Origin of the sequence: Halomonas sp. DP5Y7-2 (genome assembly GCF_019802025.1) — a bacterium.
Lineage (GTDB): Bacteria > Pseudomonadota > Gammaproteobacteria > Pseudomonadales > Halomonadaceae > Halomonas > Halomonas litopenaei_A.
Genome location: NZ_JAHVHY010000001.1, coordinates 497,103 through 515,058, shown reverse-complemented (window position 1 = coordinate 515,058; position 17,956 = coordinate 497,103). Strand labels below are relative to the sequence as shown.

Below are 17,956 nucleotides of genomic sequence, written 5' to 3'. Positions count from 1 at the left end.
GCCCATGGATGCACCGGCGCTGATCGTTTCCCTCAAGTTGGCCGTGCTGACCAGTGCGGGGCTGTTGCTTCCAGCGCTCTGGCTGGGGCGGCGCCTGGCGCAGAGCCGCACTCGCTGGAAAGTACTGCCAGAGTCACTGGTCGCGTTGCCGCTGGTCATGCCTCCCACCGTGATGGGGTTCTATCTTATGCTGGCCTTCAGTGCTGACGCCCCCCTGGGCGGCGTTTGGCAGAGATTGACCGGGACCAGCTTGAACTTCTCCTTCAGCGGTATTCTGCTAGCCTCGCTGATCGTCAATATTCCGTTTGCCGTGCAGCCCATCCAGCGCGCCTTCGAAGCGTTACCGGATCATCTGAGAGAGGCCGCCTGGTGCAGCGGTCTATCGCCATGGCGTACCTTCCTGTCCATCGAGCTGCCGCTGGTGATGCCGGGGGTGGTGTCGGCCCTGGCGCTGACCTTTGCACATACTCTCGGTGAATTCGGGGTCATCCTGATGGTGGGAGGGGCGATCGACGGGGAAACGCGTACCTTGGCTATTTCTATCTACGACCATGTGCAGGCCTTCGATGAGTCCGCCGCAGGCTGGATGTCCGCGCTGCTGTTGGCGATCTCGTTCATTACCATCGCAGTGGTCTATGGGCTGTCTGCGCGTCATCGCTGGCAGGCTGAGCGATGACGTTGGCTGAGCGTCCGGCGGGCCAGCAAGGGGAAGGGCTGGTGGTCAAGCTGTCCCAGCCCGGACCGATTCCGCTGGATGCCGAATTCCACTGCCGGCCGGGCGAGCTACTGGCCCTGGTAGGTCCCTCGGGCAGCGGCAAATCGACCCTGCTCAGAGCCATCGCCGGACTCTACGCTCCCGCCCGTGGCCGGGTCAGCTGCGGGCAGGAGACCTGGTACGACGCTGATCAAGGCCATGACTGGTCGCCCCAGCAACGGCGAGTGGGGATGGTGTTTCAGGACTATGCCCTGTTTCCTCACCTTGATGCAGCGGACAACATTGCCACCGCCATGGGGCACCTGCCACGCAGCGAGCGCCGACGTCGAGCCGCTGACTGGCTGGAAAGGGTCAATCTCGAGGGGTTGGAGCGGCGTTTGCCGCGGCAGCTGTCCGGCGGCCAACGCCAGCGTGTGGCGCTGGCCAGGGCCTTGGCTCGGGAGCCCAAGGTGCTGCTGCTCGATGAGCCGTTTTCGGCGGTCGATCAGGTCACTCGTCGGCGCTTGCAGCGCGAGCTGGTGCAACTGCGCGAGCGGCTCAGCATTCCTATCGTGCTGGTCACCCATGATCTCAATGAAGCCAGCGCGCTGGCGGATCGCCTGTGTGTCCTCCACGCGGGACGCTCCTTGCAGCAGGGGGCGCCTGAAGCACTGTTTCGGCGGCCAGCCAGCCCAGCCGTAGCCAGGCTGCTCGATCGCCCCAATGTGTTTTCGGGACGCGTGGTGGCGACCTCCCAAGGGCTCAGGCTCAGCTGGGGTGAGTGGTGTCTTGAAGTGGCTCAGGGGCTGGACGCCTATCCGGTGGGCAGTCACCTGACCTGGTATCTGCCGGCATCTGATATTGTGCTGCAACGAAGTGATCGTCCCTCCCGCGGCATTCGCGAAAACCTGGTGACAGCCCGGGTCGACGAGCTGCTGGTGTTGGGAGGTCAGAGCTCGGTCACCCTCAGGGTCCCTCATGAACCGCAGCCATTGCGCTTCGACATCGCGACCCATGCGGCGCGCCGCAATGGTCTGGTGAAGGGCGGCTGGGTCAGGGTGTCGCTGCTTGCCGCTGGTATCCATGTCATGCAAGCAGATATGCTGCCATCCTCACGTGATGACGATAGCCCTTGATTGGAGGCCTGCATGACTCTTTCCCGCCGTCGTTTCCTGGCGTCGCTGGCGTTGACGCCGGTGGCCCTGTCCTCCACCGGGTTGCTGTCACAGGCTCTTGCCAATGCGCCGGGCCTGGAGACGGTGATCCTGGTAATCCATGGGGCCCAGGGCCCGACCCGATTCACGGTAGAAGTGGCTGACGATGCAAAGGAGCGCAATCAGGGCTTGATGGGCCGGGAGCAGCTGGCAGACGACGCCGGCATGCTGTTTCTCTACCAGAGCCCCCAGGGCGTGCACAATGGCTTCTGGATGTATCAAACCCTGCTGCCGTTGGATATTGCCTTTATTGGTGCCGATGGCCGAATTCAGGAAGTGCGTCGCATGGACCCCTGCGAGGGAAGCGCCTCTGGTTGCCCGACCACGCGTCCCGCCGAGCGATATCATGCGGCGCTGGAAGTTCGGGCCGGCACCTTTGACGCCCTGGGCGTTGGCCCCGGCGACTGCGTCAGCTGGCCGGGGAGTGAGGGAACCTGCCAGGGCTAGGTGGTTGACGTGCGGCTGTGCGCCCGGCGGCGCGGTGTGAAGCGGATGACGATCAGGGCGACCCCGGCCACGACCATACCGCCGCCGCCTAGCTTGAAGGGGTCGACGCTGTCGTCCAGCAGCAGGATGCCCAGCACCACCGCCAGCACCGGTACCAGCAAGGTCAGTGGCACCACGCGATTGACGGCGTGTCGTCTGACCAGCCCAAACCAGATGCCGTATGCCAGGATGGATGACATCAACGCGGTGTAGAGCACCGCCCCCCATCCCTTGACCCCGGCGTCCAGCATCGCCTGCAGGTGATGGTCCTCGAACCACCAGGAGGCCAAGGCCAGCTGGGGAGTGGCAAACAGGGCAATCCAGCCAGCCATCGCCATGGGCGACACCGAAGGCCCCAGCTTGATCAGCAGCTGCGAGACGGCCCAGCCCAGTGCGCTGAGCAACAGCAATGCTGTTGGCAGCGGCGCGGGCAGGCTGGGGCCGCCCGCCAATACCGCAATCCCGCCGAAGGACAGCAGCAGACCCACCAGACGTTTGATGCCCAGTCGTTCTTTCAGGAAGATCACGGCCAGTAGCGTGGCGAAGGGCGTGCCCATCTGTACCAGCAGGGCGCCGGTACCGGCTTCCGCTTGGGACAGGCCAATGATCAGCAGGGCAAAGTTCATTACCCCGAAGGTGACGGACAGTAGCAGCAGGAAGGGCAATTGGTGTCGTGACACCGGATGAAAGGGCACCAGCAGGGCGGCGACCAGTGCCAGTCTCAGGGTGGTCAGCAGCAGAGGAGGCATGTCGGTGACTCCAAGCTTGATGACGATGATGTTCAACGCCCAGATGACAATGACGCAGAGCCCGAGAAGAAGGTCACGTAGAGGCACTGGAAATCCTTGTTGGCAAAGCCAGCAGGATAGCAGAGCCCCCCGTCCGGCCGAAGGGGCGATGACGGGGGAAACCCAGCAGATGCCTAGAAGGTCCAGCGTACCAGTGCCTGCGGCAGGGATTCGTCGGTGTCCTTCAGGCCGAACTTGTTGTGCCAGTATTGGTATTCGAGACCCAGGCCGACATGCTCGGTGGCGTGCCAGACCAGCTGAGGCTGTGCCAGCACCTGGGACTCCAGGTCACCTTCCTCGGAGGTGATGTCCATGAACCCTTCGAAGCTGAAGTTCTCGTGCCACAGCTGAAATGGTCGGTTCCAGGCCAGCGTCAGCTGCTCCGAGCTGCCGTCGGCCTTGTCGCTGTCATCGTCGCGATACATGGCCTGTACCTTGAAGAAGCGAAAGCCCGGCACGTCGAGATCCACGCCAAGCCCCACCATATGAGTGGTCTTGCGGGTGGCGGAGTTGCGGTCCAGGTCGATCTGGCCGTTCAGGTAAACGTTGCTCACGGGGCCGAAGGACAGATCCTGTCCGAGCACCTTGCCGATGTTTCCCCTCACGTTGAATTCCGCATGGGTGCTGCCGTAGTCCTGTTCTTCCTCGGTGCCCCGGTCGTAGTTGGTGAAGTCGGCGAAGAAGAAACTGTCGGCATAGGTCCAGCCGCTCGCATTGGCGATCGTCAGGATGCCGTGGCGGCGGTTATCGATACCGAAGCCGGCATCGGCCTGGTCCTCATAGTCCCAGCCATAGAGGGCTTCGACCTTGGTCGTGCTATAGAGAGCGGCCTGGGCCGGAAGGCTCAGCGCGGTTGCCGTCAAGGCGGCAAGGCAATAGGGCAGCTGTCGCATGAGAGTCCTCGTTGTCATTGTGGTTGTCGTCATGCATCTAATGGAAAATATTTCCGTAAACGCCTAGATCAGCTTTTCCGATGGCCAGCGACAGGTCAATGAGTTTGTATACATTTTTGGCAGGAAGATGTGTGCATGTTCGAGGTGGGTGAAGGAGGTGGCTGCCTCTCCGTTTCCGCTCATGCCGGTGCGAGACCGAAGGCTTTCCTCTTGTGGTGGATTATGGTTTGCAGGCATATTGAACAGCGGTCAGGACCCATGTTGTTCGCCTATCTCCATAATCGACTCCCAGTCGGCCGAGCTGTCGCGTCTCCGCGCTTGCCGCGTGCCGCCAAGGGAGCATCAACGCAAGGACACGTCATGTCTTCTCTGTTTGGCCTTCGAGCGCCCGCTCGTTGTTCCCTCACCTTGGTTGGCGCCGCTCTGGTGCTTGGTAGTCTGGGTGTCTCGGCGGATGCCGAGGCGCGTGAGCTCAAGGTCTCCACGGTGCTATCCGATGCCTTCCCCTGGGGCCAGGCGGCGCAGAAATGGGCCGACCTGGTGGAGGAACGATCCGATGGCGAGCTGACGCTGCGGGTCTTCCCCAACTCCCAGCTGGTCAGCGGTGACCAGACCCGTGAGTTTTCCGCCATGCGCTCCGGCCTGATCGATCTGGCCGTTGGCTCGACCATCAACTGGTCGCCCCAGGTGCCTGAACTCAACCTGTTCTCGTTGCCGTTTCTGATGCCGGATGAGCAAGCGGTCGATGCCGTGACCACCGGAGAGGCTGGCGAGCTGGTGTTCCAGGCGATCGAGTCCCGTGGTGTGGTGCCCCTGGCATGGGGGGAGAATGGCTTTCGTCAGCTGTCCAACTCTCGCGGTGTCATTGACGAACCGGGTGATCTCGAAGGCTTGAAGATTCGCGTGGTCGGATCGCCGCTGTTCCAGGACACCTTTACTGCCCTGGGCGCCAACCCGACGCAGATGAGCTGGGCGGACGCCAAGCCTGCCCTGACCACGGGGGCGGTAGACGGTCAGGAGAACCCGCTGTCGGTGTTTGATGTGGCGCGTATCGACCAGGTGGGGCAAGAGCATGTGACGCTGTGGAATTACATGAATGATCCGCTGATCTTTGCTGCCAACCAGCAAGTCTGGGGCACCCTGTCGGATGACGAAAAAGCGCTGCTGCGGGACACCGCGGTGGAGGCTGGAGCCTGGGAAGTGGCGATGACCCGGGAGCAGGAGAGCGAGCGTCTGGCGGCCATTCAGGAGCGTGGTGTCACCGTCACCGACCTGACCGACGACCAGCATCAGGCCTTCGTCACCGCGACGGAAAGCGTCTACGACAAGTGGGTGCCGAGGATTGGGGAGGACCTGGTGGACGCTGCCCGCAGCGCCATCGAGTCTCGCTGAAGCCTCCTCCGCTGTCCCTTGTCGCGCCGCTGGTGTGACAGGTGGACTGCCATGCCGGCCTATCCTGCGGGAGGGCCGGCGTTGTCCTCACCCCCGACCGACGTACCGTTCCAATGAAACGTCCTGATGCTCGACTCGAGCGTATCCTCGCTACCCTGGCGATCCTGATCATTGGCGTGATCAGCCTGGTCAACGTGGTAGTGCGCTACATCACGGGAGGCTCCTTTGCGTTTACCGAGGAGTTTTCTGTCTTCTTGCTGGTGATTCTGACCTTTGCCGGCGCATCCGTGGCGTTGCGACGCCATCGCCATATTCGTATCGGGCTGCTGGAGCGCAAGCTGCCAGCAGCAGGTCAACGTGTGCTGATCCTGTTCCAGGGATGCTGCGGAGTGGTCGTGCTAGGCATGATCACCTGGTTCAGCGGAGTGATGACCTGGCAGGAGTACCAGTGGCAGTCCCTGTCTCCTGGGCTTGGTTTGCCGCAGTGGTGGTACCTGATTTGGCTGCCGCTATTGTCTACCCTGATGCTGCTGCGCCAGGTTCAAGCCTGCGTCGAGCGCCTGCGAAGGGAGAGTCGCGATGACACCTGATCTTTGGATGCTGGCGGCCTTTCTGCTGCTGCTGGTGGCCGGGGTGCCGGTGGCGTTCTCGCTCGGCCTGTCTGGCGCCGTAGGCATTATCACGGGGCTATCACCGGCGATGCTGGCGACCCTGGGCACCAATACCTACAACAGCGTGGCAAAGTATCCGCTGATTGCGATTCCGCTGTTTATCCTGACCGGCCTCATCTTCGAGCGCGCCGGTGTCGCGGCTCGGCTGGTGCGCTTCGCGCAGGCCCTGGTGGGTCCACGACACGGTGGGCTGGCGGTGGTTGCGGTGGTGGTGTGCATGATCATGGGAGGCATGAGCGGCTCCGGTCCGGCGGATGCTGCCGCTGTGGCCATGGTGATGCTGCCCAGCATGACCCGAGCAGGCTATCCACGACCGTTTTCGGCGACCTTGATTGCGTCATCTGCCTCCACCGCCATTCTGATTCCGCCTTCGGTGGCGTTGATTCTCTACTCCATTGTGGTGCCTGGGGTGGACCTTCGAGCGCTGTTTGCGGCGGGTCTGTTTCCTGGCGTGCTGGCTGGCGCCTCGTTACTGATACCGGCGCTGTGGCTGTCGCGCCACCATGGCTGGGAAGACCCCCGCGACGTCGAGCGCCCGCCGATCGGCAAGAGCTTTCGGGAGGCGCTGCCCGCGCTGTTCGCGCCGGTCATCATTCTAGGAGGGCTGCGCAGTGGGCTGTTTACCCCCACCGAGGCTGCGGTGGTCGCCGTCGCCTATGGTGTCATCGTCGGCCTGGTGGTGACCCGCGAGCTGTCCCTGAAGGACCTCTGGGGGCTGATGGGTGAGGCTGCCATCGTGTCCGGCGTGGTCATGCTGATCATCGCGCTGGCGGGTATCTTCGCCTGGTCAGGCACCATGCTGGGAACCTTCCGCCACCTTGCCGAATGGGTCATCGGTCTGTCTGACAACGGTGCCTTGCTGCTGGTACTGATCATGCTTGCTGTGCTAGCGGCGGGCATGTTGCTGGATGCTATTTCGATCTATCTGATCATGATGCCGATCCTGATTCCGGTGATGCAGCACTTTGGCTGGAACCCTGTCTGGTTCGGCATTCTGCTGGCCATGAATATTGCCATCGGCCAGTTCACGCCACCCGTGGCGGTCAATTTGATGGTGACCACTGAGGTCGCCAAGGTACGACTCGAACAGACCGTCGGCTGGGCGCTGATCTTTGTCGCGGCCATGGCATCGGCATTGGCGTTGGTAGCAATTTTCCCTGAGATCGCCCTGTGGTTGCCCAGGATCCTGGGGTACAACGTCTAGCATAACGTCTAGCGCAGGGGGGGCGGCAGCCAGCAGCGCCCGAGGACGTTACCGGCTGTCGTTGCCGCTCAAGGGTGATCGGTCAGAGTCTCGAGCCAACGCTGGTGGAGGTCGCGGGTGGTGTCGTCGAACAGCACGAAGCGCACCAGGTCGATGCTGTCGTAGCGGGCCAGTTCGCTGAGCACGGTAGTGATGGCAATCTCTGCGGCTTCCTCGACCGGATAGCCAAAGATGCCGGTGGACAGGGCGGGAAACGCCAAGCGGCGGATACCCTGCTCACTGGCCAGCGCAAGCGCCTGTCGATAGCAGCTGGCCAGCAGTTCGGCACTCGGCTCGTCGTGGCCGTAGACGGGGCCCAGGCAATGGATGACCCAGGGCGCAGGCAGGTTGAAGCCGGGAGTTATCACAGCCTGGCCCGGGGCGATGGGGGCCAAGGGCCTGCCTGCCTTGGCCAGTTCCGGTCCCGCCGCTCGGTGCAGCGCTCCTGCGACGCCGCCGCCGCTCTCCAGTTGGGCATTGGCGGCGTTCACGACTGCGTCGACGTCTGACTGCTGTGAAATATCGCCGGTCACGCATTCCATCAACGGGTGAGACATGGGGCCTCCTTGGCGTGGCTAGGGGGTGAGAGGGGGGTGAGAAAGGGTGGCGAAGGGATTGCGAAAGGCCTCACGCAAGAGTGGCGGCTAGGGCCTTCTAGGGCAAGGGGTGGACGGGCAGGCGGTCGATATCGTCGCGGCGGTCGCGGGCCAGCGGTAGGCGCGCACGTGCCTCCATCAGCTGTTGGCGATCCAGCTCCCTGCAGACGATGCCTTCCTGGTGGCTCAATGGTTGGGCTGGGATATCGGCCGTCAACAGGGGCGGACACAGGGTGGAGTGCCCCCAGTCGTCCCCCGCACGATTGAGGCTCAGCCAGTAGCATTGATGCTCCATGGCACGGGTCGTGATGAAGCTATGCCAGCTGGCGAAGGAAAAGTCGCGAGTAAAGGCCACTGGATGGAGCATCAGGTCCACCCCCTGCTGGCGGTAGCGGGCCGCCAGCTCGCCGAAGCGCAGGTCATAGCAGATCATGACGCCGACCCTCCATCCCGCTACATCGAACGTGACCAGGCGGTCTCCTGGGACAAAATGGCCCGCCTCGGCACTCGCGCCGAATTGCGCGCAATGTAACTTGTCATAGACAGCGCTGATCTCGCCGTCTGGTCCGACCACAACCTGGCTGATGTGTCGTCTCAAGCCTGCGGGAGTATCAGCAGCGCGGCGGGCGAGACCAAAGGCGATGAAGCAGCCGAGCTCGGAGGCCAGGTCTCGATGCAGCTGCACCACCGGCCCCTTGAGATCGTCGTCCAGTTGGTCTAGGTGATCAAAGGCGGCATCGCTGTATTCCTGAGACGACAGTTCCGGCAGCACGATGAGATCCGGTTGATGGTGACGGGCCGCCTGGCGCAGGTCTTGCGCGAGCCGTGTCAGGTAGCCGAGCTGTTCGTTGCGGGTCCGGGTGGTGGGGATTGCGGTCTGACAGGCCAGTAGTCGCATCGGATTCTCGTGTCAGGAAATGTCCAAGATTACCTGCCGTGCAGGCGTGACGACAGTCATGGGTGTGGCACCTTTGTCCGCAGCGACTATGCTCACGATGAGTGCTGGTGTCTGCATGGACGCTGATGCAAGGTGGCAGGGCAGCCGCGGCGGCTTTGCTGGATGGGCCTGTCACAGGCTGATGGTCGGGTAAGGAGGAAAGGTCGTCGTAAAATTAACGCCCACTAAACGTTAGCGGTAGCTAAACTCTCGTTTTACAATGGATATGCCTGGACCCTTCAGGTGAATTTCCCGCTAAAGTAGTGACGATTGGACGCTTTGCCGGCCCAGGAGGGGCAGGGTAGAGTTCCATGCTGTCAACGTCGACAATACCAAAAGAGGTGTGACCATGAAGCGCCATGCTTTCTCCGCCGCTGCTCTGTCCAGCGCCATTCTGGGAACTGCCATGTTCGCGTCCCCGGCCATGGCCCAGGATCAGGAACAGTTCATCACCATCGGCACCGGTGGTCAGACCGGCGTGTATTACGTCGTTGGGCAGTCCGTCTGCCGCTTCGTTAATCGCAATAGCGACGAGACGAACATTCGCTGTAACGCGCCCTCTACCGGGGGTTCTGTGGCCAACGTCAATGGCATTCGCAGCGGCGAGTTGACCATGGGTGTGGCGCAGTCTGATGTGCAGTATCAGGCCTACAACGGCACTGGCAACTTCGAAGGTGACGCCTACGAAGATCTGCGCGCCGTCTTCAAGGTGCATGGTGAGCCGCTGACGATCCTGGCCCGTGCTGATTCCGGCATCGAGAGCCTGGATGACCTGGCTGGCAAGCGCGTCAACATCGGTAATCCGGGTTCCGGTCAGCGCAACACCATGGAAGTGGTGATGGACGCCAAGGGCTGGACCGAAGACACCTTCTCCCTGGCTTCCCAGCTGGACGCGGCCGAAATGGCCTCTGCCCTGGCGGACAACAACATCGATGCCATGGCCTATGTGGTCGGCCACCCCAATGGCTCCATCCAGGAAGCCACCACCACGGTCGACGCGCGCCTGGTGCCCCTTAACGATGACGCCATCAAGGGACTGGTCGAGGAATATCCCTACTATTCCATGTCCACCATCCCGGGCGGCCTGTACAAGGGCAACGACGAGGACGTCGAAACCTTCGGTGTCGCGGCCACCTTCGTGACCAGCGCTGAAGCCGACGACGAACTGGTCTACCAGACCGTCAAGGCAGTGTTCGACAACTTCGACCGCTTCAAGCGCCTGCACCCGGCCTTCGAAACGCTGGATCCGAAGGACATGGTCTCCAATGGCCTGTCTGCCCCGCTGCACGAAGGTGCCGCTCGCTACTATCGTGAGCAGGGCTGGATCGAGTAACGGATTACCGTTACACGGATATCCGATGCATTTCTGCGCGGTCAGCCAGTGGGCGGCCGCGCAGTGCGTTGTGGACCGGCGACGAGATGAGCCAGTCACTGTCTCGTCAGCATCTGCAACGCGCCCGTTCATTCGGGCCTCAGGGGATGGTGGCCGCGGCCAACCATCATCACGATTCCTCTCCCAAGGCAGGGCACGCTTATGACTGAGGACAACAAAAGATCCACGGCGGCAGAAGTGGATCTTGAGGACATGGTCGCCTCCAGCGACTCAGGCTCGCGCAATCCGGCGGGTGGACCAGGCAAACTGCTGGTGGGGGTTGCCGCAGCGTGGTCGCTGTTTCAGCTATGGATAGCCTCGCCGCTGCCGTTCATGGCGGGCATTGGCGTCTTCAATGCCACCGAAGCGCGCTCCATACACCTGGCCTTTGCGCTGTTCCTGGCATTCATGGCGTATCCCGCCACCAAGCGCTCGCCGCGCGATCGTATTCCTTTGCAGGATTGGGTGCTGGGCATTCTTGCCGCCTGTGCCGGCGCGTACATGTTTGTGTTCTACGAGCAGCTTGCCCAGCGTCCTGGTGCACCGATTCTGCAGGACGTCATCGTCGGTGTGGCCGGTCTGGTGCTGTTGCTGGAGGCGACTCGGCGCGCGCTCGGGCCGCCACTAATGATCATTGCCTCGATCTTTATCATTTATTCACTGGCAGGCCCGTGGATGCCCGGCATTCTGGCGCATCGCGGTGTCAGTCTGTATGGCTTGGTCAATCATCAGTGGCTAACCACCCAAGGCGTGTTTGGTATCGCCCTGGGGGTGTCGACCAGCTTCGTCTTCCTGTTTGTGCTCTTTGGCGCCTTGCTGGACAAGGCTGGCGCGGGTAACTATTTCATCAAGGTCGCCTTTTCTCTGCTGGGCCACTACAAGGGCGGGCCGGCCAAGGCTGCCGTGGTGGCTTCGGGCATGACGGGGCTGATTTCCGGCTCTTCCATTGCCAACACGGTGACTACCGGCACGTTCACCATTCCGATGATGAAGCGTGTGGGCTTTTCCTCCGAGAAGGCGGGCGCGGTGGAGGTCTCCTCCTCGGTCAACGGCCAGATCATGCCGCCGGTCATGGGGGCGGCCGCCTTTCTGATGGTGGAATACGTCGGTATTTCCTACGTGGAGGTGATCAAGCACGCCTTCCTGCCGGCGCTGATTTCCTATATTGCCTTGATCTACATCGTTCACCTCGAGGCGCTCAAGGCCAATATGCAGGGCCTGGAAAGCTCCAACCCGCCGAAGCCACTGGTGCGCAAGGTGATCGGGTTCCTCGGTGGTCTGCTGCTGATGATGGTGGTGGCGCTGGGCGTCTACTACGGCCTTGGCTGGCTGAAACCGGTACTGGGCGATGCCACTCCCTGGGTCGTTGCGGTGGCGCTGGCCGTGGTCTATGTGGCCCTGCTCAAGCTCGCAGCGGGATATCCTGAGCTGGAGCTGGATGACCCCAACGAGCCTATCTACACCTTGCCGCAGACGCGCCCGACGGTCATGGTGGGTCTGCAGTATCTGCTGCCGGTCATCGTCCTGATCTGGTGCTTGATGGTGGAGCGTCTTTCGCCTGGGCTGTCGGCTTTCTGGGCCACGGTCTTCATGGTCTTCATCATGCTGACCCAGCGTCCGATCATGCACGCCTTCCGTGGCCGCGGCGATTTTGCCAAGGACCTGCGTGAAGGCGGCATGGACCTGTGGAACGGCCTGGTCACCGGCGCCCGTAACATGATCGGTATCGGTATTGCCACGGCGACGGCCGGCATCATTGTCGGTGCCGTGTCTCAGACCGGGGTGGGGCTGGTGCTCGCGGACGTGGTGGAAATCCTGTCCATGGGCAACCTGATGCTGATCCTGTTCTTCACTGCCGTGCTCAGCTTGATTCTGGGGATGGGGCTGCCGACGACCGCCAACTACATCGTAGTGTCGGCGCTGCTGGCACCGGTGATCGTACAGCTAGGTGAACAGAACGGGTTGCTGGTGCCGTTGATCGCCGTGCACCTGTTTGTGTTCTATTTCGGCATCATGGCGGACGTCACTCCGCCGGTGGGGCTGGCTTCCTTCGCTGCCGCGGCGGTCTCGGGAGGCGACCCCATTCGTACCGGGTTCCAGGCGTTCTACTACAGCCTGAGAACGGCCGCACTGCCGTTCTTGTTCATCTTCAACACGGATCTGCTGTTGATTGATGTAGCGCCCTTGCAGGGGGTATTGGTGTTCGTGGTGGCGACGATCGCCATGTTGATCTTTGCCGCGGCCACCCAAGGCTACATGCTGACAAGAAACCGCTGGTACGAGAGCATCCTGTTGCTGCTGGTGGCATTCAGCCTGTTCCGCCCGGGCTTCTGGATGGACATGATCCATGACCCGTACCGCAGTATTGCTCCGTCTGAATTTGTCGAGACTTACGGCAAGGTGGACGAAGACAGTACCCTGCGTATCCAGGTCAAGGGCGAAGATGCCTTCGGTGATCCTCTGACCACCTACATGACTCTGCCCGTTGTCGAGGGTGAGAGCGGAGAAGAGCGGCTGCTCAACCTCGGCCTTGAGCTATACATCGACGATGGGCGTGCCATGGTCGACATGGTGACCTACGGCAGTCAGGCATCGGATCTCGGCTTCGACTTCGATCAGGAGATCGTCGATATTCAGGCGCCGGTGGATCGCTGGCCGAAGGAGTTGATCTGGTTCCCGGCGCTGCTGCTGTTCGCCTTTGTGGTATTGGCGCAGCGCCGTCGTCGCTCGCATGATTCCACCGAGGCTACGGTCTGAGGAGGCCTGACATGTATCAGAAACTGTTGTTGCCGGTCGATCTCAACGAGCCCTCCTCCTGGGAGCGTGCCTTGCCTGTGGCGCTGTCCTTGTGTCGGAACTTTGAGGCCAGCCTGCACCTGGTGACGGTCCTGCCGGACTATCGCATGCCGCTGGTGGGCTCCTATTTCCCCAAGGATTTTGCCAAGAAGGCGCGGGAAGCGTTACAGAAGGCTCAGAAGGAGTTCATCGACCAGCACGTGCCTGATGACGTCCAGTCTCAGGCCATCATCGTCGATGGGTCCCCATGGGAGGCCATCATCAAGGTCGGCAAGAAGATCGATGCCGACCTGATCGTGATGGCGTCGCATACCAAGCGCAAGTTCTCTGACTACGTGATAGGCCCCAATGCGGAGCATGTGGTGCACCACAGCAAGTGTTCGGTGATGATCGTTCGCTGAGACGCTGGCAGGTCCAGGTGATAGACCGCTATCCGCAGCCCCCTCCTTGTGAGGGGGCTTTTTATTGTTGATGTGGCCTCCGCGGTACGGCCTCGAAGACGAGCGAGTGAGTGCCGTCGCAGGCACGTGGCTTTTTCGTAAGCTTGCGTAGGTTCAAGGCGAAGCCCCGGCCCATCAACTACAGTCAAGTGAGAGTCGACCGGCGCCTAGGAGCGCGAAACACCCCTTTGTCAGGCGCTAAGACTCCCATGACGGTTGTGCAACAACCGATGGAATCACTGGTGGCATAACGGGCCGATAGTACAAGCCCTTAGCCGTTGGTAGAGGGGGTGAAGATGATGAGTGCAGCAGCTTCACGGCGGGACAAGCTGGCAAGCGGCGCCAGGGTCAAGATCTCCATCAAGAATGTCGGTATGGGACGGCCAAGAGCATGGCTGGCTTCCGGCTTCGAGGACTTCAGGGCGGCAACGGCCGTCAGCCTTTCTTACGGCATGTTCTGGGTAGGGCTCAGTATCGCCGTCACGGCGGGCGCGTTGACCATGGGCCTGTGGCACTGGCTGTTGCCACTGGTGGCCGGGTTCATGTTTATCGGCCCGCTGGTGGCGGTAGGGTCCTACGGGATCAGTCGCGCGTTGGAAGAGGGCCGATCACCGACGTTGGGGGATGCATTTGGCGCCTGGCGCGGTCATGGCGGCCAGCTGGCGATGATGGGCGTGATGATGATGATCTTCTTTCTCGCCTGGATTCGCCTGGCCACCTTGCTGTTCGCGCTGTTCTTCGGTCTGCAGTCTCCTGATCCGGCAACCGTCTATGCCTCCTTGCTGACCACTCCCGAAGGGTTCGGCATGCTGGCCGTGGGGTTGGCGGTGGGTTGTGTACTGGCTTTTGGCGCCTTCTCGATCAGTGTGGTTGCGATTCCGACGCTGATGGATCAGGACCTGACGTTTATGGAAGGGATCGAGGCCAGCATCCGCTCGGTGGCCAGAAATTTCCGCCCGATGCTGCTGTGGGCGGCTATCCTGACCGGCTGTGTGTTGATCGGGATGGCGACCTTCTATATCGGGCTGGCCTTGATCTTGCCGGTGCTGGGGCACGCCAGCTGGCACGCCTACGAGGATCTCGTGGTGTGCGAGATGGTGGACGAGTCCGACGCCTGAGCCTGACGACAGGCGCCGGCGTAGGGCTCATCGCCTGGGTCTGGTGCCTGGGTCTGGCGTCTGAGAGTGATTCGCAGCGGCGAAGGGGCTTATCTCCTGTTCAGGGCCCAGTTTTCTTGAATCAGCAAAGGCGGGGGCCGCTTGCTGGACTGACCTTTTGTACGCGATGACGTACTCTACACCTGCGTAACGTGTCAGGAGAGGTCATGCGGGTGCCAGGGTGTTTTCGCCAAGTGGTCGTGCTGTTGGGAATGTTGCTGGTAGCGGAAGTGGGGCACGCCCACTCCTTGCCTGCTCCAGAGGGGCCAGTACTGCTGAAGATGTCAGGCGACATCGATAATGCCAATGTGGGAAATCAGCTGTGGCTGGATCGTCAGATGCTCGAGCAACTCGAAGGGCGGGAGCTTACGACCGATACCCCCTGGCACCGTCAGGCGAGTCGTTTCAAGGGCCCGCTTCTGCGCAGTGTCCTCGAATTGGCGGGCGTCAGGGCTGGGCACATCCGGGTGCATGCCTTGAACGGGTTTGTGGCGGATATTCCGGTGTCCGATGCCCAGCGCTACGACGTGATACTGGCGATGTCCCAGGACGATAACGTCATGTCGGTGCGAAATTTTGGCCCGCTGTTTGTGCTCTATCCCTTCGATGACCACCCTGAGCTGCACAACGAAACCATCCAATTTCGCTCGGTGTGGCAAGTGGATGCGATCGAGGTGCCTTAAGGCCTATGCGCCGTGGTGACAAGCCTCGGGCGGGTACGTCGAACGCCATGTAATGAGGAATCGGTGGTGCAAAGTGTGGTGGGAGGTGGTTTGCAGACCTGCAAGGAGGCAGTGCCGCGCGTGCACGTCGTTGAGGTAGCAGCAGTCAGAGCAGCAGCCAGCAGAGGCATCGTCGGCTCGTGTCGTCATTCGCTGCGGCGTAGGCGTGTGCGCCCGTGGCGGGAGGAGGGCGTCTTGGGCGTCCGCGTTACATGAGGCGTTATCCGCTTCGGCTTGTCTTCAGCGCCGTGGCCGCGCTGGCCTTTTTTGCCGCCGCCATGGTGGTGATCGGGCTGGTCGCGTGGCGCCAGGACAATCTGGCCCACCGGGTGATGGAAGACGTGACCTGGCACAGCTACAAGCTGGACCGGGACACCGTGCAGCTTCGCAACCTTCTGCTGTTTGGCGAACATGGAGCGCATGGTGTCGCCGATTTCAGGCTGGAGTTTGATCTGCTCTACAGCCGTTTAAACCTGTTTCAGCATAGCGATATCAGTGAGTTGTTGGAGCAAGCGCCAGCGGCACGCCGTCAGTTGTCGTTGATCACGGACCTGATGAAAGACCTGGACGCGGAAGTGAGTGTGCTGTCAGCACTGGACAGCGATACCTTATCCCTACTTGATCAGCGACTGGTCCGCCTGAGTACGGAGACCGAGCGCTTGATCATGGCCGTCAACGGCTACCTGGCCGAGGTCAATACGGAGGAGCGTCAGCGGCTCCAGTGGTTGTATGTGCTGTTGCTGGTGATGATTCTGGGCATGACCCTGGCAGGGGGCGTCATGCTTACTGTGCTGCTCAAGGAAGCGCGGGACAACGAGGCGTCTCGCAAGGCCTTGGAGACCTTGAGCGGTGAGCTGGAGATCAGTGCACGGCGGGCCCAGTCTGCCAGCCAGGCCAAGTCAGATTTTCTGGCCACCGTCAGTCATGAAATACGCACCCCGCTCAACGGCGTCATCGGCATGAGCGAGCTGTTGAGTGACCTTGATCTGCCTGAACGCGCCGATCACTACTCTCGCACGATCCATTCCAGTGCCCGTCAGTTGATGGGCATGATCGATGACATTCTGGACTTTTCCAAGATCGAAGCCGGCCGCATGGAAGTGGACCTGCAGCCGGTGCAGCTGGACCGGCTGGTGGAAGAAACCCTCGATCTTTTCCGTCCCAAGGCCCTGACCAAACGGCTGAAATTGCTGAGCCACATGGATGACACCTTGCCGCCGTGGATTGAAGGCGACCCCGGGCGGCTGCGCCAAGTGGTGCTGAATCTGCTGGCCAACGCGATCAAGTTTACCGAACGCGGCATGGTGCGTCTTTCAGTGACGCGGCTGGACGATGAGCGGATCCAGTTTGATGTGGTGGATACCGGTCAGGGTGTGGATGCCTCGCTGCTGCCCCAGCTGTTCGAGCCGTTCAGGCAAGGTGACGCTTCGGTGGCACGGCGTTACGGGGGGACAGGGCTGGGGCTTGCCATCTCCAAACGGCTGGTGGAGTCGATGGGCGGAGAGATCGGCGTCGACAGTCGCTGGGGCAAGGGCAGCCGATTCTGGTTCAGCTTACCTCTGGTGGCCTGTGAGCAAGACGAGCGTGCCATGCCGACGGCCCCCACCGGGCGCCCGCGGGTGGCCCCGAAGCAGCTGGCCGAAGCGGATCTGCTGGTGGTCGAAGATAACCTGGTCAACCAGGAGGTGGCCATGGCGATGCTCGAACGCCTGGGTTGCGCCGCGACCCTGGCGGCCAGTGGCAAGGAAGCGCTGGCACTGTGCGGCGAGCGTCGCTTCGATCTGATTCTGATGGATATTCAGATGCCGGACCTTGATGGTCGAGAAGTGACGCGGCGCTTGCGTAGCTTTGCCGACTGGCGGCGGGACGTACCGGTCGTGGCCATGACCGCAGGTGGAGCCAGCCATGATGAGGCAGACTGCCTGGCTGCCGGTATGAATGACTACCTTAACAAGCCGCTGCTGATGGGCACCTTGCTCAGCGTTCTCAAGCGCTATCTGCAAGGAGAGGGGCATGCTGTCGAGGGAGCGAGCGCGGCGACCTCGCTGATCAACGTCAAGACACTGGATGCGTTGGACGAGGGCCTGGGCGGCGAGCGCAGAAACGCCTTGGTCAAGCTGTTCGGGCGTCAGGCGCGAGCCCGGCTGCCGGATATCGAGCGGGCCTATCGCGAGGGCGAAGATGAACCCTTGGCGCGACTTGCCCACCAGCTTCGCGGTGAAGCCGCGGGAGTCGGGGCCCAGGCCGTGGCGGAAGCCGCCCAAGCCCTGGAATTCTGGGTCAGGGAAGGGCGTCCCACGGAAGCGCGGGGTGTGATCGACAGCTTGCCCGATCTGCTGGAGCGAACCCTGGAGGCCTACGCTCAGAGCCAATACCGTTTCCCGCTGGCATGATATTGGCTCCGGCATGGCTCTGACATGGCCCTGGCTCTGACATGGCTCTGACATGGCCTTGGCTAGAGCGCGGGCGACAGTAGCGTTACGCCCCAAGGGCAAGTCATCCTTGAGGAGTGATCCTTGAGGAGTGATCCGCGTATCGCGCAATGACCTGGGGCG

General features: G+C 61.8%; 16 protein-coding genes. 12 read left to right on the top strand and 4 right to left on the bottom strand.

The window, feature by feature from the left end; translation table 11 throughout:
* Positions 1–4: 4 nt before the first annotated feature.
* The 3 genes from modB to KUW18_RS02145 are packed head-to-tail and all read left to right on the top strand — an operon-like array spanning position 5 to position 2,355.
* Positions 5–676, top strand: a complete 672-nt coding sequence (gene modB, locus KUW18_RS02155) for a molybdate ABC transporter permease subunit (RefSeq protein WP_222237195.1) — start codon at positions 5–7, stop codon at positions 674–676.
* Positions 673–1,830: an ABC transporter ATP-binding protein gene (locus tag KUW18_RS02150; RefSeq protein ID WP_222483518.1), complete on the top strand. Its 1,158-nt coding sequence runs from the start codon at positions 673–675 to the stop codon at positions 1,828–1,830. The genes modB and KUW18_RS02150 overlap by 4 nt, the downstream gene beginning before the upstream one ends.
* 12 nt (positions 1,831–1,842) lie before the next feature.
* Positions 1,843–2,355: a DUF192 domain-containing protein gene (locus tag KUW18_RS02145; protein ID WP_222237197.1), complete on the top strand. Its 513-nt coding sequence runs from the start codon at positions 1,843–1,845 to the stop codon at positions 2,353–2,355.
* Here the strand turns inward: KUW18_RS02145 and KUW18_RS02140 are convergent.
* Positions 2,352–3,230: a DMT family transporter gene (locus tag KUW18_RS02140; RefSeq protein WP_222237198.1), complete on the bottom strand. Its 879-nt coding sequence runs from the start codon at positions 3,228–3,230 to the stop codon at positions 2,352–2,354. The two genes, KUW18_RS02145 and KUW18_RS02140, sit on opposite strands and share 4 nt — an antisense overlap.
* Before the next feature lie 86 nt (positions 3,231–3,316).
* Complete coding sequence (locus tag KUW18_RS02135) at positions 3,317–4,075, bottom strand: outer membrane protein OmpK (protein ID WP_222560703.1); 759 nt, start codon at positions 4,073–4,075, stop codon at positions 3,317–3,319.
* 360 nt (positions 4,076–4,435) lie between these two features.
* Between KUW18_RS02135 and KUW18_RS02130 the strand changes: the two genes are divergently transcribed.
* The 3 genes from KUW18_RS02130 to KUW18_RS02120 all read left to right on the top strand — a co-directional run bounded on the left by KUW18_RS02130 (position 4,436) and on the right by KUW18_RS02120 (position 7,342).
* The gene (locus tag KUW18_RS02130) at positions 4,436–5,467 is read left to right on the top strand and encodes a DctP family TRAP transporter solute-binding subunit (protein WP_374107036.1); all 1,032 of its coding nucleotides are present in this window, start codon (positions 4,436–4,438) and stop codon (positions 5,465–5,467) included.
* Between the two features lie 113 nt (positions 5,468–5,580).
* Entirely contained in the window at positions 5,581–6,057 is a 477-nt protein-coding gene (locus KUW18_RS02125) for a TRAP transporter small permease (protein WP_222560702.1), read from the top strand.
* Positions 6,047–7,342 (top strand): TRAP transporter large permease, encoded by a 1,296-nt coding sequence (locus KUW18_RS02120; protein WP_206939810.1) that lies wholly within the window; start codon positions 6,047–6,049, stop codon positions 7,340–7,342. The genes KUW18_RS02125 and KUW18_RS02120 overlap by 11 nt, the downstream gene beginning before the upstream one ends.
* Before the next feature lie 68 nt (positions 7,343–7,410).
* Here the strand turns inward: KUW18_RS02120 and KUW18_RS02115 are convergent, their stop codons facing one another.
* Both KUW18_RS02115 and KUW18_RS02110 read right to left on the bottom strand, forming a co-directional pair.
* The gene (locus tag KUW18_RS02115) at positions 7,411–7,938 is read right to left on the bottom strand and encodes a macro domain-containing protein (RefSeq protein WP_206939809.1); all 528 of its coding nucleotides are present in this window, start codon (positions 7,936–7,938) and stop codon (positions 7,411–7,413) included.
* Positions 7,939–8,035: 97 nt separating this feature from the next.
* Complete coding sequence (locus tag KUW18_RS02110; protein WP_206939808.1) at positions 8,036–8,875, bottom strand: carbon-nitrogen hydrolase family protein; 840 nt, start codon at positions 8,873–8,875, stop codon at positions 8,036–8,038.
* 388 nt (positions 8,876–9,263) lie between these two features.
* Between KUW18_RS02110 and KUW18_RS02105 the strand changes: the two genes are divergently transcribed.
* The 6 genes from KUW18_RS02105 to KUW18_RS02080 all read left to right on the top strand — a co-directional run bounded on the left by KUW18_RS02105 (position 9,264) and on the right by KUW18_RS02080 (position 17,794).
* Positions 9,264–10,247 (top strand): TAXI family TRAP transporter solute-binding subunit, encoded by a 984-nt coding sequence (locus KUW18_RS02105; protein WP_206939807.1) that lies wholly within the window; start codon positions 9,264–9,266, stop codon positions 10,245–10,247.
* Between the two features lie 201 nt (positions 10,248–10,448).
* On the top strand, positions 10,449–13,043 hold the full coding sequence (locus KUW18_RS02100) for a TRAP transporter permease (RefSeq protein ID WP_206939806.1): 2,595 nt from the start codon (positions 10,449–10,451) through the stop codon (positions 13,041–13,043).
* Positions 13,044–13,054: 11 nt separating this feature from the next.
* Positions 13,055–13,483 (top strand): universal stress protein, encoded by a 429-nt coding sequence (locus KUW18_RS02095; protein ID WP_206939805.1) that lies wholly within the window; start codon positions 13,055–13,057, stop codon positions 13,481–13,483.
* A 338-nt stretch (positions 13,484–13,821) separates the two neighbouring features.
* Positions 13,822–14,640, top strand: a complete 819-nt coding sequence (locus tag KUW18_RS02090; protein ID WP_206940798.1) for a DUF2189 domain-containing protein — start codon at positions 13,822–13,824, stop codon at positions 14,638–14,640.
* Positions 14,641–14,846: 206 nt separating this feature from the next.
* Positions 14,847–15,362, top strand: a complete 516-nt coding sequence (locus KUW18_RS02085; RefSeq protein WP_206939804.1) for a molybdopterin-dependent oxidoreductase — start codon at positions 14,847–14,849, stop codon at positions 15,360–15,362.
* A gap of 251 nt (positions 15,363–15,613) precedes the next feature.
* Positions 15,614–17,794 (top strand): ATP-binding protein, encoded by a 2,181-nt coding sequence (locus tag KUW18_RS02080; protein WP_222560701.1) that lies wholly within the window; start codon positions 15,614–15,616, stop codon positions 17,792–17,794.
* The last annotated feature ends 162 nt before the right edge of the window (positions 17,795–17,956 follow it).